Source organism: Halobacteriovorax sp. RT-2-3 (genome assembly GCF_047085075.1).
Classification (GTDB): Bacteria; Bdellovibrionota; Bacteriovoracia; order Bacteriovoracales; family Bacteriovoracaceae; genus Halobacteriovorax_A.
Map to the genome: position 1 here is coordinate 155435 of NZ_JBKIYF010000002.1, position 22227 is coordinate 177661.

Annotated in this window: 23 protein-coding genes; 5 read left to right on the plus strand and 18 right to left on the minus strand. The window is 37.4% G+C overall.

The genetic code is table 11. The features are described from left to right. Positions 1 to 19 precede the first annotated feature (19 nt). Genes ACMAYX_RS06560 through ACMAYX_RS06570 form a run of 3 tightly spaced genes read right to left on the minus strand, consistent with a single transcriptional unit; the run spans position 20 to position 3766 of the window. Complete coding sequence (locus ACMAYX_RS06560; protein WP_412471887.1) at positions 20 to 2509, minus strand: ABC transporter permease; 2490 nt, start codon at positions 2507 to 2509, stop codon at positions 20 to 22. Then, positions 2499 to 3176 (minus strand): ABC transporter ATP-binding protein, encoded by a 678-nt coding sequence (locus ACMAYX_RS06565; protein WP_103218076.1) that lies wholly within the window; start codon positions 3174 to 3176, stop codon positions 2499 to 2501. Before ACMAYX_RS06565 ends, ACMAYX_RS06560 begins: the two co-directional genes overlap by 11 nt. Beyond that, positions 3176 to 3766 carry an arylesterase gene (locus ACMAYX_RS06570; RefSeq protein ID WP_412471886.1) on the minus strand — a complete coding sequence of 197 codons (591 nt, stop codon included), beginning with the start codon at positions 3764 to 3766 and terminating at the stop codon, positions 3176 to 3178. The genes ACMAYX_RS06565 and ACMAYX_RS06570 overlap by 1 nt, the downstream gene beginning before the upstream one ends. Before the next feature lie 130 nt (positions 3767 to 3896). On the opposite strand from ACMAYX_RS06570, the gene recQ reads away from it, so the two are divergent. Continuing rightward, positions 3897 to 5780, plus strand: coding sequence for a DNA helicase RecQ (gene recQ / locus ACMAYX_RS06575; RefSeq protein WP_412471885.1), 1884 nt, complete (start codon positions 3897 to 3899; stop codon positions 5778 to 5780). A 91-nt stretch (positions 5781 to 5871) separates the two neighbouring features. Continuing rightward, complete coding sequence (locus ACMAYX_RS06580; protein WP_412471884.1) at positions 5872 to 6516, plus strand: hypothetical protein; 645 nt, start codon at positions 5872 to 5874, stop codon at positions 6514 to 6516. A gap of 97 nt (positions 6517 to 6613) precedes the next feature. Here the strand turns inward: ACMAYX_RS06580 and ACMAYX_RS06585 are convergent, their stop codons facing one another. The 13 genes from ACMAYX_RS06585 to ACMAYX_RS06645 form a co-directional block, all read right to left on the minus strand. Then, a complete protein-coding gene (locus ACMAYX_RS06585) occupies positions 6614 to 7351 on the minus strand; it encodes a hypothetical protein (protein WP_412471883.1) in 738 nt (245 codons plus the stop codon). A 204-nt stretch (positions 7352 to 7555) separates the two neighbouring features. Further along, entirely contained in the window at positions 7556 to 8275 is a 720-nt protein-coding gene (locus ACMAYX_RS06590; protein ID WP_412463182.1) for a transposase, read from the minus strand. 157 nt (positions 8276 to 8432) lie between these two features. Beyond that, complete coding sequence (locus ACMAYX_RS06595; RefSeq protein WP_412471882.1) at positions 8433 to 8759, minus strand: hypothetical protein; 327 nt, start codon at positions 8757 to 8759, stop codon at positions 8433 to 8435. Further along, on the minus strand, positions 8719 to 9516 hold the full coding sequence (locus ACMAYX_RS06600; protein ID WP_412463180.1) for a hypothetical protein: 798 nt from the start codon (positions 9514 to 9516) through the stop codon (positions 8719 to 8721). Before ACMAYX_RS06600 ends, ACMAYX_RS06595 begins: the two co-directional genes overlap by 41 nt. Positions 9517 to 9793: 277 nt before the next feature. Next, a complete protein-coding gene (locus tag ACMAYX_RS06605) occupies positions 9794 to 10309 on the minus strand; it encodes a hypothetical protein (RefSeq protein ID WP_412463184.1) in 516 nt (171 codons plus the stop codon). Positions 10310 to 10342: 33 nt separating this feature from the next. Further along, positions 10343 to 11455 (minus strand): hypothetical protein, encoded by a 1113-nt coding sequence (locus tag ACMAYX_RS06610; protein WP_412471881.1) that lies wholly within the window; start codon positions 11453 to 11455, stop codon positions 10343 to 10345. A 120-nt stretch (positions 11456 to 11575) separates the two neighbouring features. Further along, positions 11576 to 12358, minus strand: a complete 783-nt coding sequence (locus ACMAYX_RS06615; RefSeq protein ID WP_392992538.1) for a hypothetical protein — start codon at positions 12356 to 12358, stop codon at positions 11576 to 11578. A 173-nt stretch (positions 12359 to 12531) separates the two neighbouring features. Further along, positions 12532 to 15651 carry an efflux RND transporter permease subunit gene (locus ACMAYX_RS06620; protein WP_412472271.1) on the minus strand — a complete coding sequence of 1040 codons (3120 nt, stop codon included), beginning with the start codon at positions 15649 to 15651 and terminating at the stop codon, positions 12532 to 12534. A 17-nt stretch (positions 15652 to 15668) separates the two neighbouring features. Further along, complete coding sequence (locus tag ACMAYX_RS06625) at positions 15669 to 16145, minus strand: hypothetical protein (RefSeq protein ID WP_412471879.1); 477 nt, start codon at positions 16143 to 16145, stop codon at positions 15669 to 15671. After that, positions 16142 to 17365 (minus strand): TolC family protein, encoded by a 1224-nt coding sequence (locus tag ACMAYX_RS06630; protein WP_412471878.1) that lies wholly within the window; start codon positions 17363 to 17365, stop codon positions 16142 to 16144. The genes ACMAYX_RS06625 and ACMAYX_RS06630 overlap by 4 nt, the downstream gene beginning before the upstream one ends. Positions 17366 to 17414: 49 nt before the next feature. Next, the gene (locus ACMAYX_RS06635; protein ID WP_146037857.1) at positions 17415 to 17747 is read right to left on the minus strand and encodes a hypothetical protein; all 333 of its coding nucleotides are present in this window, start codon (positions 17745 to 17747) and stop codon (positions 17415 to 17417) included. A gap of 33 nt (positions 17748 to 17780) precedes the next feature. Continuing rightward, entirely contained in the window at positions 17781 to 18110 is a 330-nt protein-coding gene (locus tag ACMAYX_RS06640) for a hypothetical protein (RefSeq protein ID WP_103218091.1), read from the minus strand. A 14-nt stretch (positions 18111 to 18124) separates the two neighbouring features. Beyond that, on the minus strand, positions 18125 to 18661 hold the full coding sequence (locus ACMAYX_RS06645) for a DUF924 family protein (RefSeq protein WP_412470141.1): 537 nt from the start codon (positions 18659 to 18661) through the stop codon (positions 18125 to 18127). A 70-nt stretch (positions 18662 to 18731) separates the two neighbouring features. Here ACMAYX_RS06645 and ACMAYX_RS06650 point away from each other — a divergent pair, with 70 nt between their 5' ends. The 3 genes from ACMAYX_RS06650 (at position 18732) to ACMAYX_RS06660 (ending at position 21435) form a co-directional block, all read left to right on the plus strand. Next, complete coding sequence (locus ACMAYX_RS06650) at positions 18732 to 19499, plus strand: hypothetical protein (protein ID WP_412471877.1); 768 nt, start codon at positions 18732 to 18734, stop codon at positions 19497 to 19499. 83 nt (positions 19500 to 19582) lie between these two features. Next, on the plus strand, positions 19583 to 20188 hold the full coding sequence (locus tag ACMAYX_RS06655) for an FKBP-type peptidyl-prolyl cis-trans isomerase (RefSeq protein WP_412463190.1): 606 nt from the start codon (positions 19583 to 19585) through the stop codon (positions 20186 to 20188). A 125-nt stretch (positions 20189 to 20313) separates the two neighbouring features. Continuing rightward, positions 20314 to 21435, plus strand: coding sequence for a lipocalin family protein (locus tag ACMAYX_RS06660; RefSeq protein ID WP_158246875.1), 1122 nt, complete (start codon positions 20314 to 20316; stop codon positions 21433 to 21435). A gap of 30 nt (positions 21436 to 21465) precedes the next feature. Here the strand turns inward: ACMAYX_RS06660 and ACMAYX_RS06665 are convergent, their stop codons facing one another. Then, positions 21466 to 21870, minus strand: a complete 405-nt coding sequence (locus ACMAYX_RS06665; protein ID WP_412471876.1) for a hypothetical protein — start codon at positions 21868 to 21870, stop codon at positions 21466 to 21468. Positions 21871 to 21995: 125 nt separating this feature from the next. After that, positions 21996 to 22175 (minus strand): hypothetical protein, encoded by a 180-nt coding sequence (locus tag ACMAYX_RS06670; RefSeq protein WP_103218097.1) that lies wholly within the window; start codon positions 22173 to 22175, stop codon positions 21996 to 21998. Between the last annotated feature and the right edge of the window lie 52 nt (positions 22176 to 22227).

The following is a 22227-nucleotide window of genomic DNA, read 5'->3' on the forward strand; positions in this document are numbered from 1 at the left end:
CACATTATGTGGCCCTTTTTTATTTTCGAATGAATCGATTAAATGAAGAAAAAGAAATAAGAATTGAAAGAACAATAATTAAAATGGCAAAGCCAATAATTTCAGTAGAACTAAAAATATAATTTAAATCAAATTGAAATTTAGCAACAGCAAAAGTAACAAGTTGACCTAACGTAATTCCTACTACAACAGCACTTACTGACATAAGCGCCATCTCCTTCATAATTGATTTTCTAATCTCGCTAAAACGAATCCCAATAATATTAATAAGAGAGATATCATCTCTTCGAGACTCTAACTGATGAGCTATCAGAGAATAAATCACAAGCAGCCCCACAAGAAAGACGATGAAGCTCATCGTAACAAGAATCTTTGTGATACTCTCCATAATTGTTGCCACTCTTTTAAGAGAGCTTTGAATATCAATTAAAGACACGTTTTGAAACTTGGCCGCAAAGTCAGATTGAAGCTGATCATTAACATCCCCCTCACCTTTGCCAATGGCCGCAATAAAAGTCTTTGGTGCATCTTCAAGAATACCTGGGCCAAATGAAATAAAGAAATTTGGTAAGAAGCTCGTCCAACGAATCGAGCGAAAGCCTACAACTTTAGCAAGAATCGGCATTCCTAGTATATTATACTCTAGCTCATCTCCAAGATTAATACCTAGTCGACTCGCATAGCGCTGCTCAAGAGATACTTCTGCAACCTCATCTGTTTCAAAATCAAAACGCTTAGGCATACGTCCTTCGACAATCTCCTCACCCCTTACAAGATGATCGCGGTAGCTTAAGTTTGCACTTCGGTTACGACTTCGCTGCTCCCTTTGCTCCTCTCGTGTTAAATCCCCAAGTTTTTCAGGATCGTAACCTTCACCGTTAATTTTTACCAGACGTCCACGTACCATCGGACTAATATTTAGAAGATCTAGCTTTTTATCTGTGACAAAAGTCTTCAACTCTTCAACTTGCTCAGGCTGAATATCAAAGAGGAAATAAACAGGACGCTCCTCTGCAGGCATCGAAAGTTCCGCGCCGATAATATTTTTCACCGAAGGGATAAGTGTCATAAGACTTGTAGAAATGAACAGACATAAGAAGATAAACAAAGTTGAAATCTTATGTCGAGTTACATACTTAAAGGCCATATTAGAAGATAGACTTAGTTTAGGATTAAGTTTTCCAAGCCATGAAAGCACAAGACTTCCTACAGGAAAGAAAACTCCTATAATAACTAAGAAGACTACAATAAAAGCACTTCCAATAATTAAGCTCTCTGACAAGTAAATGGCCATCACCCAATAGAAAAGTACAATTGGGATAAATAGCAGGTAATCGGAAATATTATTAGATAAGCTTGTATCGTGATCAAAGAGTGCTTTTTGATCAACTCTTAAATAAGGAATAATTAAGGCCGGAGCTAATACAATAGTTGAAGCAACCCCAACGGCCATCGTGACAAAGAAAGTCGCTAGACTAAATTGTAACTCAATATCAATTCCTAAATTCTTACTGACCATGGTTTGAATAACTGGACTGAAGGCCGAACCAATAGCAATTCCAAGAAGTGATCCAAATAAACCCAAAAAGAAAAGTTTAAGCGTATAGATCTTAAAGATATCCTTCTTTTTCATCCCAATGAAGCCAAGAATTGCAAGATCCTTTCTTCGCTTTAAAAGAAACCCTCTAAAAAGATAGATAAGGCCAAGCCCCGCAAGAAATAGTCCACATAATGAAACAAGACCTAAGAAATCACTTAGATAATCCATTGAGCGCCCTACTCTTTCAGAGTTAGATTGAGGAGAGCGAATACGAATTGAAGAATCGATTATTTTAGACTTTAGATTTTTCTCTGTTTTAACTAGTTCTTTGTCACTTAGTTCTTTGGCCATCTTAAAATGAAGACCTGTCCAAATTGTACTTCCAGGCTTGATAAGATCAGTTGAATCGAGAACTTCATTTTTCAAATAAAGTCTTGGTGCTAGTTGTCCCATAGAAAAGCCTGCAGAGCCATCTTCTTCGACGATTCCTGCCACTTTAAACGTTTGTGATCCAATCTTTATCTCCTTGCCTACATCAAGTCCAAGTTGACCAACAAGTTCAGGATAAATAAAGACTTCATTCTCTTTTAAATCGCGAAAGCTCTTGCCACTCTTTGATCGGATATCACCATAGAAAGGAAACCCTTGACCAAGTCCTCTTATATTGACCAGTCGACTCTTTTCACCGTTAAAGAGCATCGAATATAAAGAGCGATTGCGAGTCATTTCACTATAATCGAGATTAGACTTTGCAATCTCTAAAGTATCCTTAGTAATGGCAATTCGTGAACTAACCGATATATCAGAGCCTAGAAGTGATTTTGATTTCGCTGTTAGAGCACTATCAAATGAAGACTTAAAAACTTCAATAGTTGAAAGTCCAACCATTCCAATTGAGAGATTTAGAATAAAAATAATAAAGAACATTGGAGAGCTTCTAAGCTCTCGCATAACCATTTTAAGCTTCAAGACTTAGCACTCCATTTTCTAAGTGATAAATCTTCTCACACCTCTTTGCTAAATCCTTATCGTGCGTCACAAGGACAAGGCTCATCTTTTCATCTCGAACAATATCAAAGATTAGATTCATGACTTCATCACCAGTATTCTCATCAAGACTTCCACTTGGCTCATCTGCCAGAAGAACACCTGGGTGAGTAACGAGAGCGCGAGCAATGGCAATTCGCTGCTTCTCTCCACCACTTAATTGATTTGGGAAATGCGTCTTTCGGTGACTCATCCCTACTTTTTCAAGAAAGTAATCCACACGATCTTTCTGATGGCCATTGCCATTTACCTCGAGTGGCAAGAGAACATTCTCATATGCATTTAGATGTTCTAATAAATGAAATTGTTGAAAGACCACACCAATATGCTTTGCTCTAAGATCTGTGATCTCTTCGCTATTTAGATCTTTGAGTGAATTATTGCGATATGAAATATCACCACTGGTGGCATCATCAATTCCACATAAGAGTGATAAGAGAGTTGATTTTCCACTACCAGATTTACCTAGGATTGCGATGGTCTCCCCTTCGCTAACTCCAAGCTCAACACCTTTTAAAACATTGAGGATTTCTTCTCCTTGAGAAAAATCCTTTCTAACTTCTTTGAGTGATAATACTAATTCAGTCATTATAAAGCTTTCCTTATAAACGGTGCTACCGTCTTTGCAATAATCTTGTGTCCTTCCTCATTTGGGTGGATGCCATCGTCAATATTATACTGACGCTGTCCTGCTACATCCTTAAGTAAGAATGGAAGCAGTGTAACTCCCTCTTCTTTCTTTAAATCAGGAAACATTTTTTGAAATTCTTTTGTGTATTCAGGCCCATAATTTGGTGGAATCTGCATTCCTGCCAAAATAACTTTTACACCCTTACTCTTTGCAAGCTTGATAGCATTTTTTAAATTCTCTTTTGTACTCACAAGTTTAATTCCACGAAGTCCATCATTTGCCCCAAGAGCAAGTAGCATAACATCAGGTTTTCCTCTTAAAGACCACTTAAGGCGAGAAACAGCAGAAGCTGAAGTTGAACCGCTAACGCTTGCATTCATGACTTCAATTTCAATGCCTTCTTTTTTTAAGATATCTTTCACAAGATTTGGATAGGCCTTCTCTGGATCAATTCCATAACCGGCAGTAAGAGAGTCTCCGAGAAAAAGAACTTTTGGCGCAGCAAACGTTGAGAGACTAATTAATAGAACTAGTAAAAATTTATTCATAACAACTCCAATCATCTTATTTTAGGGCATCACAGCAAAAATAGCGAAGTTCATTTCGCTTTTTTACAAAGATTTAACAAAGCCTTTATTAATGCTTTGCTGGCCCTCTTTCATCAGTTAAACTAGATAAGTGAGTCAAGGAATCGAGATACTTCAAAAAATATTTGGTTATAGTGCCTTTCGCGGCAATCAAGAAAAGATTGTGGAAAGTGTCATTGCAGGAAATAACGCACTGGTCCTCATGCCAACAGGTGGTGGAAAGTCCTTGTGCTATCAAATTCCAGCACTTGCCCGCTTTGGGACGGCCATTGTTATCTCTCCCCTCATCGCTCTTATGAAAGACCAAGTTGACGCCCTTATTGAAAAAGGCGTCGAAGCGGCTTACTTAAATTCTTCAATTTCTCATAGTGAACAGGATGATATTGTGGGAAATCTTCTCAACGGAAATATTAAGATCCTCTACGTCTCGCCAGAGCGTATGATGAATGAATACTTTCAGAGAATTTTGGAGCGCATTGAGATTTCTCTCTTTGCCATTGATGAGGCCCACTGTGTTTCTCAATGGGGCCATGACTTTAGACCTGAGTATATGCAGCTTGGCATGATCACAAAGAAATTTCCCGACATCCCTCGCATTGCTCTTACCGCAACTGCCGGAGAAGCAACTCGTGGTGAGATCATTCGCTGTCTAAACCTCCATGGCTCAAGTCTCTTTATCAGCTCTTTTGATCGACCAAATATTACATACGAAGTTCAAAAGAAGACAACGAAAGAAAAAGACTTCTATCGTCTCACGCAATTTGTTCAAGATAATCTTGATGGCCAATCAGGAATCGTCTACTGCCTTTCACGCAAGGGTGTTGAAGAATGTGCCGACAAATTAGTTAAAGCGGGCTTTAAGGCCTATGCCTACCACGCGGGAATGAGTGCCAGTTACCGCGAAAAAGTTCAAGAGAAATTTATCACTCAAAAAAACGTCATCGTTGTAGCAACCATTGCATTTGGAATGGGAATTGATAAGGCCGACGTACGCTTTGTTGCCCATATGGATATGCCAAAGTGTCTTGAGTCCTACTATCAAGAAACGGGACGAGCAGGACGAGATGGCCTCCCTTCTCAGGTTCTTATGTTCTATGGACTAAGAGATCTTGTTCTTTTAAAAAGAATTGCTAATAAAGGCGTTGGCGCAGCAGCTCGTCGCCGCGTAAATGAAGAAAAGCTTGATGCCATTCTTGGTTTTTGCGAGGCCACAACTTGTCGCCGTGAAGTTCTTCTTAATTACTTTAATGACCCCTATCAAGGACCATGTGGTAATTGTGATATCTGCTTAAGTGAACAGACTAAGCAAAAGCTTATTAATGCAACTGAAATTGCCAAGGCCGTTCTCACTTGTGTTTATGAAACTGACCAGCGCTACAACGTCCACTATATCGTCGATGTTCTCAAAGGAAATATTTCTGGCGTCATTCAAAAAAATGGCCACCACCATATCACAAGCTTTGGTTATGCAAGTAAAGAAGACGAAGGCTTCCTCTATTCTCTTTGTCGCCAACTAATTGCCCAAGGCCATCTTAAGATGATTATGGATGGAAGCTCAGAGATTAAACTTACTCAATCGGCCATCGATGTTATCGAAGATCGCAAGGAAGTCATGATTCGTGCAGACTTTAAAAAAGGTGCACCTGCTTCGAAGTCGACTGCGACTAAAACAAAAGCGACAAAGAAGAAAGCAGTTCGCAAGAAGGCCACCACAAGAAAAAAAGCTGTCGCCACATATAGGCCAAATGATGGAACTGATAAAACAATGTATGAGAATTTAAAAGTTCTACGATCAAAGCTTGCCAAACAAAAACGCACACAGGCCTTTAAGATTTTTCCAGACAAGACTCTTATGGAGATGGCCGCCCAACGCCCACAAACTCTCGACGATCTCGAAAGCATCTATGGGGTTGGACCTAAGAAGCTTCAGCGCTTTGGGAAGATTTTCCTTGAGGCGTTAAATGGGGATACTTAAGCTACTTCTTACGCGAATATAACGACTATACTCATCTTCGGATTCCTCTAAATTTAATTTATGTGGTAAAATTACATATAGAGGAGACTGAATGAAAAAAATATTACTTCAATGCCTAATTTTACTACTAGTAAGTACAACATTTGCGGAAGACTATGGTATTGCAAGATACAATACTCTAGATAAAGTCACAGGTAGTGGAGGCATACTAATTTTTTTCCCTGACAATGATGATGGAAGAAACCTCCTTAGATATGGACCAGGTACGCTTTTTCATAAGCAAACTAAAGAGTGTGCATCAATCAACTTACTAGATACAGACAAACAACCACTAAAAAAGATAGGCTGTCCAAAGCATGTCTTAGAAAAACTCGAATTAGACAAAAAAGTGCGAAAACATCACGATTGGGCCTCTTTTAAAAATGACTTAAAGAACTGCCTACTAAAAGAAGACCTTGTTTGTCTGCGCGGCTTGATTTCTCCAAATGTTGAAATTTCACCAAATGTACCAGGCTTCTTCTTGAAAAAGGAAAAGTTATTAAGAAATGAGCTTGAGAAAAAAGATTTTAAATTTCTCGCAGAAAGACTAGATAGCATAAGGAAAGTAAATACAAGAATAGGAACTTACTACATTTATAAAGATGAAAACTTTAAGATACTAATCGATGCTCTTGTAACTGAAACACATCAAGAGAGATATTTAATAATAAAAAGTTTTACTACTAGTTCCGATTAAGACTCCTGTCAAAAAAATAGAAAGAACATCCTTCAATGTAACTTGATAAATTCATTGAATTGAATCCGTATAAGTATAATTATCCTTAAACGTTTATTTAATCAGCAGTATCATTTGGAGAAATATTGATACCTTCAATAATCCATTTATTATTATAACTCTTTGACTTAGTAAATCCTACACCATAGTGTTCGTCGTCTACAACAAATCTTAAGTATGCAACTCCTTCATTTTTATCTATTTCTAATTGTCCAAGTCTATCGATAATATTTTTCAAACGTTTCTTAGTTAGAATATATTCTTTCAAATAAAGCCTACTATGAATTACACTAGAAATTTGTCTTTCATATTTATATGAAGGGTTTATAAAATAATGAACACACTCCTTAGCCTTCTCACTTAATGCACATCTTTTAAATTCTTTTAGAATCTCTTCAAGTGAATCATATCCTTTAACATAAAATAGTTCTTTAGAAACCCTTTCCGGGCATGAAACAACATTATAAGACTTTAAAGAAATTCCCTCTTGCTCTACTCTGATACAATCTCCTGTCTTGTATCGATAAAAGTATCCTGATAAATTTAAACTACTTTCACGCCTATGAGCATCAGTAAAGAGCTCCTTTTTAATTTCGGGGAAACTATCAGGAATGAAGGCGTAAGATATTAAAACAGGAACATTCATATTAATGTTCCAAAAAAACGATCTAGTATCTTTTTTATAACTATCGAAGAATTCTGGCTCGAGGCCTTTATCTTTACTAGTGTCAGAGTTACTTCCAAAGACTAACGAAATCCAAAAAATACATAATATAGTTTTTATTAAAATTTTCATATAACCCTCGTTTTATTTAAAACAGTTTTTCAACGTTCGGTTCCAGGTGCTTTTTCATTGACTCTGCGTTGCTCAAATTAAATTCACTCATAAGTACTTATCGATATTTATATGCTTAAATTTAATAGAATCACTAGCTTAAGAATTAAACTAGAATTGAGTTCTATATGGTTAATTTTAATATAAGATATTTGGATACCTTATTTAAAATAAAGATATTTGGTTACTGTCTTTTTCTTCGCTTGGAATTAGCGTTTTCCACATTTGATCGTACTTAGTGTAACGTGGATGAATAACCTCCGGTTCAACAGTTTTATTCCTAGAGTCTTTTCCATACCTAAACTCTGGCCGTAATAGTCCTTGCGAAATACTCTTATCTTCATCAGGAGAGAATTTATTATTTAACCAATCTAGAACATCATCTTTTTTTAAAAGATCAAAAGAAAACAAGTCTACTAATTCAAAAATCGAAAATGGTGAATCACTACTAAAATATGAACTTAAAGAATATGGATAAGCTTCAACTTTAATAACCATATTTGCTTTCACAGGATTTTGAAGAATGTACTTATATGCATTTGCTCTATAATTCGCCTGAGTAAGTAATGATGATTTATAACGGCCGCCATAAATTGAATTAATAACACCTGATTGTTGCTGTACTTCTAATGTTGATAATTTCATAATCCAATACATTACTTCGTCTATATTCGACATAGGTGTATCAATCATTAAGTGAAAATGATTATTCATTAAAGTAAAAGCGTAAACCCTTACTTTATAATCTTTTACAACTTTATCGATTACTTTAAGGTATATTGGCCACATCTCACTTATTGGTAGTGGAAACCAAAGCTTATTATGTGATCTAGCGACAACATGATACGGATACTTATTAGTTCTTAATGTTTTTCTTCTTCCCATACATTCCTCTAAGTAAAATGTGCAAGTTCTAAGAATCAACACTATAAATTAAGTATTGAAAATTTATATTCAATTGAGCATCACGAAGAAGAAAGTTACTTTAGAATGTCTAAATAATTAGAATATGCTACGCACAAAGAAAAAGCACCTGGAACGCCTATATTCTTCCTTCAAATGGCAAATCAAAAAAGAGATCTATCTTTTGCAGCAAAGCCTCCAATAAATCTTTTTCAATTCCCTCTGTCTGATTGAAATATCCACTTTCACCACTGTAAAATATAAAATTGTCATATGGAGGCTTTGTGTTTTTATACTTATCATTAACAACCTTTAATGCAATCCAATTTTTTTTGTATGATTCAATCGTAGTATTTATCCCGTTAACATAGTAAACATGAATATCATTCTTTGGATAACAGGTATATTCAAACTCAGCCCTTACACTACTTAACAGTATTATTAAGATTATTGTAAAAGTCTTCATAAACCTCTCCTCTTGATAGTATCTTATCTTTATAGTAATCAAAATCTATATTATCTTCATAAAGCCTAGGCTTTTCATTAAAGAACTTTGTAGATAAATTTTTCTCAATTCGAATTTCACCATTAACATCAGTCAAACTTCTTTTTTGCAATAGAAACATTTCATTTTTACTAAGACCAAGTTCAACACAAGCGTATTTTAAATTAATGATATCTTGAGTAGATATAGAGAATTGATAAAAAAACCAATTTTCATCCAAAATGCCTTTTCTCTGAGCTGTATTAAAACTTAGCTTAAACACCTGTGCGTGGATCTTTTTTATTGAAGTATCTACAAAACTATTTGTTATTCTTTTATTTTTGTGTAGTAAATACCAACAGGACTGTGTATTTATATAATCAATTTTTTTATCATTATCGATATGCGCTTTATTCTCCATCACAACATATAAGTTTTTGAGCCAATTATAATATGCTTTAAGAACGAGAGGATCCCAATCTTTGTATGCTTCTTCTCCAAAGCGCTCTAGGTCATCCCTCATCCCATTGCCATTTGCATCTATTCCAGCAAGCGTCTCACTTTTGTCTTCATAATCTATGTCATATGTACGTCGATACTCATTAGTAAACCATATTAATGCCATTCCAAAAAGAAACGGTATAGCGGTAATCAATGGGATAAAATACTTAATGTGCGCTAAGATAAATGGTAGCGAAAACCACGCCAACATAGCTTTAACAACTTCTTTAAATTTCAATTTTATACTCCTTCACAATCAAAACTCCCATTTTCATAATCTTCTTGATAGATGTATTTAATTGTATAGTAGAACTCTAGTCTTTTCTTTGCAAAGAAAAAGCACCTGGAACGCCTATATTGGGAGAAGCTGACGAGGGCGGCCAATTTTGCGGGTGGCCTTGAGGCGAACCGCTCGGGCTTGGACCCTCGCTCTCGACACTAATCTCTAGCTGAAGAGTAAGGGGCCTAGCACCGCAAACAATAGCCCGCCTTAGGGCGGCCAATTTTGCGGGTGCTTAATAGCGATCTTTAAAACGTATAATCAAAGATTGATTGATATGAAGGTTGCCGCGACGGTAGTCGATGAATTTTGCACGCATTAAGTTTTTTAATGAGTGAGAGAAGTCCACATCGGCCATGGCAAATTCCTTGTAAGGATAGCCGGCCCAAAGATTTTTAAGTTCAGCATGAAGATCTTTTTCTCTTTTTCTGAATTTACCTTGGTCTTTTAGATGGTAAATGATGAAAAGCTCTTCGTCTTCAAGCTCGATTCCTAGGCCATAGCAGATGGCGCTTAGTGCATGAACTGCAGCAATGTATTTCTTATCCTTACCGAATTCGTTTTGAAAATTAACAAAGCCTTTAAAGAATGCATCTAATTTGAAAACCATATTTTCATAGATTGCATATGTACTTTTTGATGAGTCATTAGAGACGTGGATACATTTATGAAGAAGTTCTTCAAATTGATCCATTTTCTTAAATTCTACTCTTTCTAATATTTCTTCTAATGTTTCTTGTAATTGTTCCATAGTCGTCTTTCTATCACATAATTCCTAAGCTGCCTATTGAGTAATACCGCGAATCTGATACTCTCTTGACGGCTTACGACGGCGATCGTATTCCTTTTGTCCAGGAGAGCGAGAGTCATTATAAATATCCTCCGCTCCATAATAATTACTGATCATACATACATTCAAAGCTGCAATACGATCACATTTTGATTTTACAATTCTCTTATAATTGGCCACGGCCTTTTGGTTGCGGGCTTCTCTTTCTGGTGTTAAGCGGTAGTATTCAACAAAGAGATTTCTATCCGCTGGATTAATTTCATCCTTGTACACATTGTAAACGAGCTTCTCGCAAGAAACATCCTTAAGCTCACCTTCAATAGCAGGAAAGTGATTCTTTAAAGTTGATGCTGATTGAGAACGGAAACCACCTTGATCATCGTCCCCTGCAAAGAATGAAAGGTTTGAATAAATATCTTCAATCTTGGCTGTTTCGTTTTCACAAGAATTAAGCATTTGATCGACTCTTGTTAAAAGTCTCTCTAGATTCTTTTTAGTCACCTCTGCATTTTCATCATCACAAGAAATACACCACTCTCTTTCTGCGAAGTCAGAATTCACATAGAGCATGGTTGCTAAGAGAGTATTTTCAAGTCCACTCATGGCATCAGCATGGGCCGTCGGAATTAATAAATCAAGGACAGTAAACCTACGAGTGGCCTTAACTTTATCCGTTAACTCATTAAACGCCTTATTAAAGTCGAGCTTCTGAAGGTCGATAGGACGCTCATTTAAGAGGAACTGGTTTTTAACTAGGGTTTGAATCGAATATTGTAATTTATAATTTCCAACCCTAATGGTAGCTATACCATTACTAATAGTTGCTGGTGGAAGTTCACCAATTTTGTTCTTCTTTAACCAGCGAAAGTACTTATGCTGTTCTTTGATATTTTTAAAGGATTGCGCATAAGACTCTGGATCCTTGCGCCTCTGATTGTAACTATCTGTGATATTCACAAACCTTCGGTAAAAATTCTTTAAAGCGAAGTCTTCAACGATTGCTTCTCCAGAATATTCTTCTTTCTCCACAATCATTTTTGCATGAGATTGGGACACTGTCGCCAAAAGGCCAACAAGTACCAAGAACTTAATAACTGAATTCCTCATAATTATCTCCCATACGCTTAACGGAGTAATTATATCAATTATTAAATATTTATGTCAGAGATCTAAAGATATCAGTAAGATAGCAAGGCCATCGACATGGCCTCGCCCTAGTTATGCCAATTAAAATTGTGCTGATAATTGAAAGATAAAAGATGAGCCACACTCGAATTCATCGAGCTGATTGACTCCACAATCCATTGCTGAAACAGAGTAGTCCATTGTGAAAGACCCTTTTTCCGTATTCAATTTGAAGCCCTCTGCTAAATCAAGGCCTTGGGCCGTAAGAGCTGGAGCGATTGCTCTTTCTAAGTTCTCTGCACTAATTGAGATTTGTTTTAGCTTACCAAATAAAGTCTTCTTAACCACTGCTGGTACCACAATATCAATTTCATGCTCTTCAAAGATAATTTGAACTGCTTTTTTAGAGACAACGTTTAATTTCATTTTATTAAGTATTTGCTTAGTAGGAACTCCTTGCGAGATTTCATTACGTGAGCCTTCAACACTAATAACCATGTCGAAGTCACCTTCAATTGTCGACTTTGTTCCAGTAAGAGCATCTCCCTTAACCTCATAGAAGTCCTTACCACGAAGCTCGATCGTAATTTCCATTCCATTTTCAAGGTGATTGAAATTTGTGTTAACAGTCTTAGCTAATTCATTATAACTTACACCCTTTGCAAGAGCTTCTGTCATGGCCGTCGAACATGATTCAACCTGACCAAGGTCTCCTCTCTTTAAAAGAGCTGCCGCCTTAGTAGAGCCGTCTAAGGCACGGGCATAATTTATTGCGGCCTCATTATTTGAAAAGCGACAACTTGATAATCCATCATTAACAGATAATGATGCAAATGCTTGAGTGCTTAATAAAGTGATTGCTGTGGCAATAATAAATTTATTCAATTCAGGCTCCCTGCTACCTTCTTAAAAGATTGGCAATAAAATAGCACATCCAGCAAATCTATCGAGTAATTTGAAAATTTACCAATGGATGTCTTAGATTTAGACGCCTATTTTAAACAAGGAAAAATGGTCTTGAAACTTAAGAATATTCTTAAATTTCAAGACCTTAGAGCTTATTCTGTCTTCATTTGCTCAATAAATAATCGATATAATGAAGGTAAAACGACAAGAGTCAGAAGAGTTGCTGAAATAATCCCTCCAACGACTACTGTCGCTAGCGGTTTTTGAACCTCTGCCCCTAGCCCAGTTGAAAAAATCATCGGTAGGAAACCAAAGATATCCGTTAAGGCCGTCATAAGAACTGGACGAAGTCTAACCATTGTCCCCTCCCTCACAACGTCATCTGGTGATTTTCCATCTGCTAAGAGTCGATTAAAGTAAGTCACAAGAACAACACCATTTAGAATACTAATCCCACACAGAGCGATAAATCCAACACCAGCAGAAATACTAAATGGTAATCCTAAAATCTTTAGTGATAGAACTCCACCGATGAGTGCCATTGGTGCGCATAGAAAAATCAATAAGACTTGGGCGTAGTTTTTAAAGGCCGCATAGAGCATCACTAAAATGAGAAGCAGGGCCAATGGAACCAGAATACTTAGTCTTTCTTTAGCAGAAATAAGATTCTTAAAACTTCCACCCCATTCGATATAATAACCTTCAGGAAGAGTTACTTCTTTCTCAACAATCTCTTTTGCTACCTTAACAAAGTTTTCAATATCACGAGTTTGTGGATTAATTAAAATGGCCAATCTTCGAGTTGAATTCTCACGATTAATCGATGAGTATGTCTCAGAAAGTTCAATATCTGCGACATCTTTTATTTTAACAGTGTACCCTTCAGAAATCCCCACCGGAAGATTTGAAATGGTTTCCACATCAGATCTCTCATTAGCAGATAAGCGAGTCATGATTGGATACTTCTTAACACCATCATAAATATCACCAACCTTGCTACCACCAATGGCCGTTGAGATAACATCAAGAACAGGTTTGCTACTAACGCCTAACTTTGCGAGCTCCTCAAGCTTTGGCGTGTATTGAATCATTGGAGAAAGCCCCTTTGATTCAACTTCAACCTCACCTGCTCCAGGTGTTTTTGCAATGGCTTCAGAAACCTTATTGGCAATCTCTTCTATGACTTTTAAATCTTCCCCGAAAACTTTCGCTGAAACAGATGCCCTTGTTCCTTCAAGTAACTCGTTAAAACGTAGTTCTACTGGTTGAGAAAACATTGCCACTTGAGCTGGTATATTTAAAGCGAGGGCCTTCTTCACTTCCTCCATTAGATCATTCTTATTTTGAATAAGATCACTTTTTGGCCATTCATCAACTGGCTTAAGCATGACATATGAATCCGAAATATTAACACCCATAGGGTCAGTACTAATCTCACCTGCTCCAGTTCTCCCAAAAACTGTTTTGACTTGTGGAAATTCTTTGATGACATCTTCACTTAATCTTTGAAGATGGATGGAATTTTCAATGTTGATATTTGCTGGGCGAATAAACTGAACCGCAAAGTCCCCCTCATCTAATTGAGGAATAAACTCAGATCCTAGGCCCATAAAAAGAACTCCCCCCAGAGCAATAGCAGATACGCCAAAGCCAAGGACAATCTTTTTAAACTTAAGGGCCAATTCTAAAATTGGAGCAAAAGCTTGCTTGGCAAGAAGCATGATCTTAGGTTCACGATCTTTAGTATTTGAATTTAAGAATGTTGCGGCCAATGCTGGTACTAAAGTAAAAGATAGAACGAGGGCCGAACCAAGGGCCATAATGAAAGTTGTCGCCATTGGACCAAACATCTTCCCTTCAACTCCAGTTAGGGCAAATAGAGGGATGAAAACAGTAATGACAATGATCTCACCGAAGCCTGCGGCAGAACGAATTTCTATTGCACTTTCTACAACAAGATCTTTGATTTCAGCGCGTGTTAAGGCGCGCCCAATTTCCTTTGTTCTCTTTTGTAAGCGGTGGACACAATTTTCAATAACAATAACGGCACCGTCAACAATGATCCCAAAATCTAGAGCACCAAGACTCATTAAATTTCCTGAAACATTTTGCCAGCGCATTAGAATGAAAGTAATTAAAAGAGATATTGGAATGGTAGCAGCAACAATAATTGCGGCCCTAATATTTCCCACAAGAAGCATGAGAAAAGCCATCACAAGTCCGGCACCTACAATTAAGTTATGCTCAACTGTACTTAAGGTAGCATTAACCATATTCGAACGATTATAAACGATTTCGAGATTTACCCATGAAGGAAGATCCTTTTTAATCTCGTTAATACGCTCTTCAAGCCTAGTTGAGACTGCACGCGAGTTTTCCCCAAGAAGCATGAAGGCCGTGCCTATGACAACTTCTTTTCCATTATGAGTCGCCGCTCCTGTGCGAATCTCTTTATCAAACTTAACAACGGCCACATCCTTTACACGGATGATATCAAGAGAACCAAGTCGTTTGATAACAATATTTTCGATATCAGAGATATTCTTTAAAAGACCAACACCGCGAACAAGTAGCTGCTCTCCTGTTTGAGGAATATAGCCTCCCCCAACATTCTGGTTCGTACTCTCAATGGCGTTTTCAATATCATCAAAGTGAATTCCAAATCGGGCCATTTTATTAATATCTGGTTGGATGAAATATTGCTTCTCATAACCACCAATTGTATTAACTTCTGTCACACCTTTAACAGTTAGAAGTCTTGGCTTGATCAACCAGTCTTGGATTGAGCGAAGCTCCATAAGCTTCAGCATCTCCTCTTCTTCAGTTTTTACCTCTCCCTTAAAACTTAAGGAGTAGTGAAAGATCTCTCCAAGGCCCGTACTGATTGGCCCCATCTCTGGTTTCATTCCTATAGGAAGATCGATATTAACAAGTTTTTCAGAAGTAAGTTGTCTGGCGCGATAGATATCCACATCATCACTAAAGATGACAGTAACCTGAGAGATTCCGTATTTAGAAACTGAGCGGGTTTGCTCAACACCAGGCATTCCCGTTAAAGCTGACTCAATTGGAAACGTTACCATTCTTTCAATTTCTTCAGGAGTTAGCCCTTCAACAGGAGTATTAACCTGCACCTGGGTATTTGTGATATCTGGAACAGCATCAATTGATAATTTATCAAATGAGTAGATACCTCCAATGATTAGAATGGCCGTCGCAATAAAAACAAAGAGACGGTTATGAACACTAAATTCAATTATTTTATTCATCATGATTCTTGCCCCCGTCCTTAATGTGCGTGGCCATATTCAGACTCATCTGTTGAGAAGATATCTGAAACGCGAAGAAGACCAATTCCGCTAACAACAATTTCATCCCCTTTAGTAAATGCTCCAGTCAGCTCATGCTCGTCTATTAACTTAAAGAAGCCAGCTCTTTTACGATAAAGCGCACGCTCTTTACCAACCACAACGTAGGCACTATCTGGGATATTTACAAATCCCTTTGTGTACGTAGTTGTTTTAATAGCAAGTCTCTTCTGCGCTTCATTAGACAACTGAAAACCGTGCCTTTCATCAACTTTCGTGATGGCCTTGCCTTCACCAGTTTTCTCTTCCCCGTGTCCATGATGATCGTCGTGGTCGCCGTGTTCTTCATGGTCATCGTGCTTATCATGATCAGAATGTTCTTCATGCTTATGTTCGTCATGATGAGATTCACAGCCAACTAAACCGATCAGTAATATTAGTAAAAATATATTTTTCATATTTGTTCCTCTAGAATTGTTCCTCTTAGTAAATAGATATTCCATAAAGCTTCGACTGCTCCCATTTCGTAGTCGTTTCGCCTAATGGAAAAGTCCACCATTTGTCTGTGGGCCTCAATAATCAGCGATGTTGAAATCACACCGCGATCAAAGAGCTTTTCTATTCTCTTATGCTTCTTTTCTAAGACGGCCTGAGAAACCATTTTCTTATATACTGATTGATAGCGTTGATATTTTTGAATCCAATTCCTAAGATCGATTTGAAGATCAAGTTCATCGTAGCGAATTTGGTACTCACCCTTTTTAACTGCGGCCATCCCCTTGGCCTTTGCTCCATCATTTGTATTAAATACTGGCAAGTCAAAAGTAAGGCTTAGACCAAAGGCATGCTCTTTCTCATCATCAACTTTGGAGTATTCATACATCGGGCCAATTCTGAGATCACTATAAGCATTAGACTTGGCGACATCGTACTCAGCTTTTGCAACAGCAAGTTGTGCGAGTCCTTTCTTATAGTCAGTGCTATCTTTTAACTCTAATGACTTAAGGTTTATCTTCTTAAATTGGAACAACTCAGGAAGAGCACTTTTTGTGACGACACAATTCTTTCCCGCATTCAATTTCAGATGAACTTGGAGTTTAGACTTTTCAGCATGTAATTCAGATAGCCTGATATAGTAATCATCCATGGCAAAAGAAAGTGTTTCATACTCAACCTCTTGGCTTGGCGAAAGCGCTTTCCTAATCTTGCTCTTCTTATCAAGAACTTTCTTTAGAGAATCGTATGACTCTTGATAGACAGGTATAAGTTCTTGAACTTGTCTAAGGCGATACATATTTAGAATATTTTCTAAAACGGCCTTTTCTTTCTCCCCTTTAAATTCAAGGCTACCAAGCTCTTTCATTCTCTGGGCCCACGTCTTACGCGATCCCCTCTTGCCCCCTAACTCAAAAGTTTGAGTGACTTTAATCATCGAGGAAATCTCATTTTTTCCAGGCGTGACAATTTCTGTTTCAACCTCAGGGTTATAAACCTGATTGGCCGAATTGATTTCACCATCAAGCATCTCCTCATTGGCCTTTGCCAAGAGATTCACTTGATGATTCGATTTAATTTGCTTCAAAAATTCATTGGCATCTGTGATACGACAACTCTGTCCATAGGTATTTATGCCCATGCACAAAGCGAGAATCACGATGCTACTTCGACTAGTATTCATCGCATTAATCCTTTAAAAATAAGAATGTTAAAACTTTAAATTTGTAATGTTACGATAAAGAAGGTGGCTTCTTTGCCGGGTCGAGGTATGGGGATTTGAAGAAATCCAATCTTGGTGTTTGTGTGATATTTATTTCAATTAGAGGTAATTTAATTTCGACAGTATGTTCGAGATTGGCCAAGAAGTGAAGACCTGTACAATGAATATGACAGTGATCAGAACCGCTGTCGTGATCGTCGCAATGATCTGGATGGTCCAATTTAGATTTTTCGACTTTGGTACTCTCCATATTATTTACAGACAATTTAATTTCATGGGCCTCATGAGTGAAGCTCACAAAAATCATAAAGACTGTGAATAGTGAAAGTAGAATTCGCATCATGAGTAAAATACTAACATGCTCAGATATTGGAGTCTAGCCTCCAATCTGTTTCCACTTTAAATTATTTTTATCGAAGTGCGCCTTAACTTGATCAAGCTTTTCACCGTGAACTTCAATATAGTCGTTCTTAAAAGCGCCACCAACCCCTAGAGACTTCTTTAAATCTTTCGCAAGTTTCTGACACCACTTCTTATTTGCTGGAAGATCACTTATTTCAACGATTGCTCTTCCTTTTCCAGAAGTAAGCCTTCTAATTTTAAGAACAAGTTCAGACTCGTTAACTTCTTCATTAGAATTATTTTTACTATTTTTTTTTCTTAAATCACCGGCCTCATCAGACCATACTAACTTTGCATCTTTCATTCTTTAATCATAACTTAGAAACTAGAATTTGGCATTTTCAAAAATTCAATCTCTTCTGGTGTTGACTCTCGACCAAGAACTCCATTGCGATGTGGATAGCGGCCAAAACGCTCAATGATGGCCATATGCTGATGCATATATTGAAGGGCCATGTCGTTATCTAATTTTTCAAATAGTCTCAATCCCTCTTTTTGAATGGTAAGAGATTCACTGTGCATATAGGGCATGTAGAGAAAGTGTTTCTTTCTAGTCGTAAAACCTTCATCGGCTTTTTGGAGGATTGCCTCTTGGGCCAAGACCAAGGCCATATCATCACTTGCAAAGGAGCGTGCATCACCACGATAGATATTACGAGAAAATTGATCGAGGATAATAATTTCGGCCAAACGACCCAGATGCTCCTCCCTCCATTCAAATAACTCTCCTTTTGCTGCCTTTGTATGAAGTCTGCCAAAGCGCTCTTCAATCTCGCGATCAATTCGAGCATCTTTCATCCACTTTTGCTCTTCAGTAAGCTCATCAAACCAAAAATCAAGTACTTCGTGATACATAAACTCTCCTACTTAATGAAAAATTACCCGATATCTTGTTCAAAATTTGAAATCTAGGTAGAACCTTGTCATGAAACAATTAATCCTTCTAGCGTGTTTATTTACATTAACAAAATCAGTCTTTGCGGCCGTTAGCAAGGATGAGTATGAGCAAGTAAAAACTGCTCTTTACCAAGCTTATAGTGAACTTGCCCCGTCACAAAATGAAGTTTTACAAATTAACTTACCAATTGCAGGTTTACCTGATTCGTATTGGTGGGATATTGATATGATCCATGCCTCATATGTTCAGGCCACAAATCAAGAAGATCAAATTGAACACCGTATTTACTTAATGGGTGGCTTTGGTCGACTTGCTGGAATGACTCCTGACGGGCTGGCCCTAACGGCATGTCACGAGATCGGACACGGTATCGGTGGAGCTCCAAAGAAAGATGATCCAATGAATATGGGCTATCACTCTTCAATGGAAGGTCAATCTGATTACTTTGCAACAAAAGACTGCTTGGCGATCGTCTTTAAATACCTTCCAGAATTACGTGAAGTAAAAGAGAAATCAATCTACAAAGATCTATGCTCAAAACAAGATAAGCATGAGTACTTTACTTGTCTAAGACTTCTAACTGCTATGGAAGCAGATCAGGCCTTCTTTAAAAGCAATGGTGATGAAGTAAGTTTTGCGACATACTCTTCAAATGTAGCGACTGAGCTAAATACTGCCCCGTCATTTTATCCTAGTACCCAATGTCGTTTTGATACGATGATTAACGGAATCTTAGACCTAGAGCGTCCAGAATGTTGGTACCCAGGTGGCGAGAAAAACGGAACATTGCGCTAAATACCTCCTATTTTTCGACATGTTCTCTATTAAATGCTAAGGTGCCCACTATTAGTAGAATTTAACCAAACAAAGGGTATTTAATGGAAACTCATATGGAAAAAGTAAGCTACATTATCGGTCGCCAAATTGGATCTGATTTTGTTGCACAAGGAATGGAAATCAATGCTGAAATTTTCGCAAATGCTGTAGCATCTGCAATGAAAGGTGAAGCAAGCCAACTATCACCAGAAGAAACTCAAAAAACAATGACTGAGTTCCAAGAGCACATGGCAAGACAACTTGCTGAAGCAGCGAACAAGCTAGCTGAAGAAGGTCGTGCATACCTTGAAACTAATAAAGCAGCCGAAGGTGTATCAACAACAGCTTCAGGTCTACAATATAAAGTTCTAGAAGCAGGTTCAGGAGCAACTCCAACTGCAGAGTCTACTGTAGAAGTTCACTACGAAGGTAAACTAATTGATGGAACTGTTTTTGATTCTTCATACCAAAGAGGACAAACAATTCAATTCCCTGTTGGTGGTGTAATTAAGGGTTGGACAGAAGCTCTTCAACTGATGAAAGAGGGAGACTCTTGGGAACTAACAATCCCATCTGAGCTTGCTTACGGTGAGCACGGTGCAGGAGCAAAGATTCCTCCACACTCAACTCTTATTTTCAAAGTACAACTTATCAAAGCAAACGTATAAGTTTCATAGGGGCCAAGTCATTGGCCCTTTTTTCTTAACTCTCTCATAACCTTTCTTAACCAAACTTAAACTTCTAAATTGTTAATAAAAAGCTACATTTCCATCCATAACTTATGGGAGGATTCATGAAAAAAGTATTAATCTTTTTGGCAACACTACCATTTTTCTTTAATACTGCTCTTGCAGAAAGAAAAAGCGGAGAAGAAGTAAAATTATCAACAACAGAGACAGTCGGTGCAATGAAGCACACAAAACGTTTTAGAAATTTCTTAAGCGCGGCCAAAATTGCAGGCCTTGATGATATCGTAACAATCGATCACCCGATCACTATCTTTGCACCGAATGATGCAGCATTTGCTAAGTTACCACCTGAAACAGTTGAGTACCTTCTAGCAAATCCACTTGAGCTAAGAAAGCTTTTACTTTATCACATTGGATATGGCCGCCATGAAAAAAGCGATCTTAGACAAAAGAAAGAAGTTAAGACATTCCACGGAAGAGTTATTCTTGTGGATCAAGACAGCGAAGAGTTTATCCTAAACTCAAGTACACTACGTCTTGGAACATTAAAGAAACACGATAGAAATATCATTGTTCATGAAATCAATGAAGTATTACTTCCTTCTGAAGAGCTTCCTGCAAACAACTTCCAAACAGTTGAGTATGTTGACCTATCTCGCTACCTTGGTACTTGGTACCAACAAGGTGCATATGACGCCTTCTTTAACCTAAGATGTCAGGGAACAAAAGCAGAGTATAAGCTTAAGCACAACCGCATTAGAGTTAAAAACTCATGTCAGCTAGTTAATGGTGAAGAAAAAGTTGATAAAGCTTATGCAAAAGTAGTGGATAAGATTTCAAATGCAAAACTTAAGGTTAGCTTTGTTCCTCTACTTGGATACTTTGGTGTTGGCGCTGGCGACTACCAAATCATCCACCTCGATGAAGAATATACTGAAGCTATCGTAGCTGATAGAAATAGAAATACGCTCTTCATTTTGACTCGTGACAGAGAAATTGCTGAGTCAAAATATGAAGAATTAGTACAAATTGCTGTAAATCAAGGTTTTAGACCGGAGTATATTAAGAGAACTCCTGTATATGAAGTTGTTGAGCCTGCTGAGCCAACTGAACCGACAGTAGAACCAACTGAGCCTAATGATCATACAGATGGTGACAATCATGACGGTGATCATGATGGGGATATTGTAATTACAGATCCAGTTGAGACTGAAGTAATATTTTAGAAGAAAGAAGGGCCAGATTCTGGCCCTTTTTTATTGAACTCTTACAAGATTTTTACAAACGATGATATTTCTCTCTTTCTTTGGGAAATGGGGAAAGAGATTATATTTTGAATCAAGAGAATCAACCATGAATTTACCATTCTTTTGTTTCTCTAAAACAAGATCATTAAAGCCTGTGAATTCGTCATCATGAAACCAACGAGTCTCAATCCCTGTATACTGACGATAGAGTCTAAACTCATCTGACTTATCTGTTTCTAGCTCGCCTTCAAGCACAAGAGACTTATCTCCTTTTTCAACAGTTGCATGACAGTATCCATCTTCACATTCAATACTAACGGTACAGCCACTAGAGCTCTCATAATTGCCTTCTAATTTTGCGGAAAAAGAATTAAGTGAAACTAGCGCAAGTAATGTTACTAAAGTAATTTTCATTGTGAACCTCATAATTTTTTTTTGAATCTAACAGAAATCAAATTCAAATCATATGAAGTGAGTAAGAAATATTATGGTGATTAGATTTTAAACAAGGGGGCAACGCCCCCCTTAAGTAACTGTAATTATAGGGAATACATTTGAACAATGATTACCGCAAAAAAGATTGCTAGAAAAAGGCCCACACAGAAATAGAATCCCCAGACACTTCCCTGCTCTTCATCATTATTATAGTGTTGTTTAACCTTACCTTCATAATCGTATTTCTTTACTTCGACAGAAGTATCTACTGATGTGTTTTCCATACATCCTCCATTGGATTTAAATCAAAAAAATAAAAAATAAAAAGTTATAAAT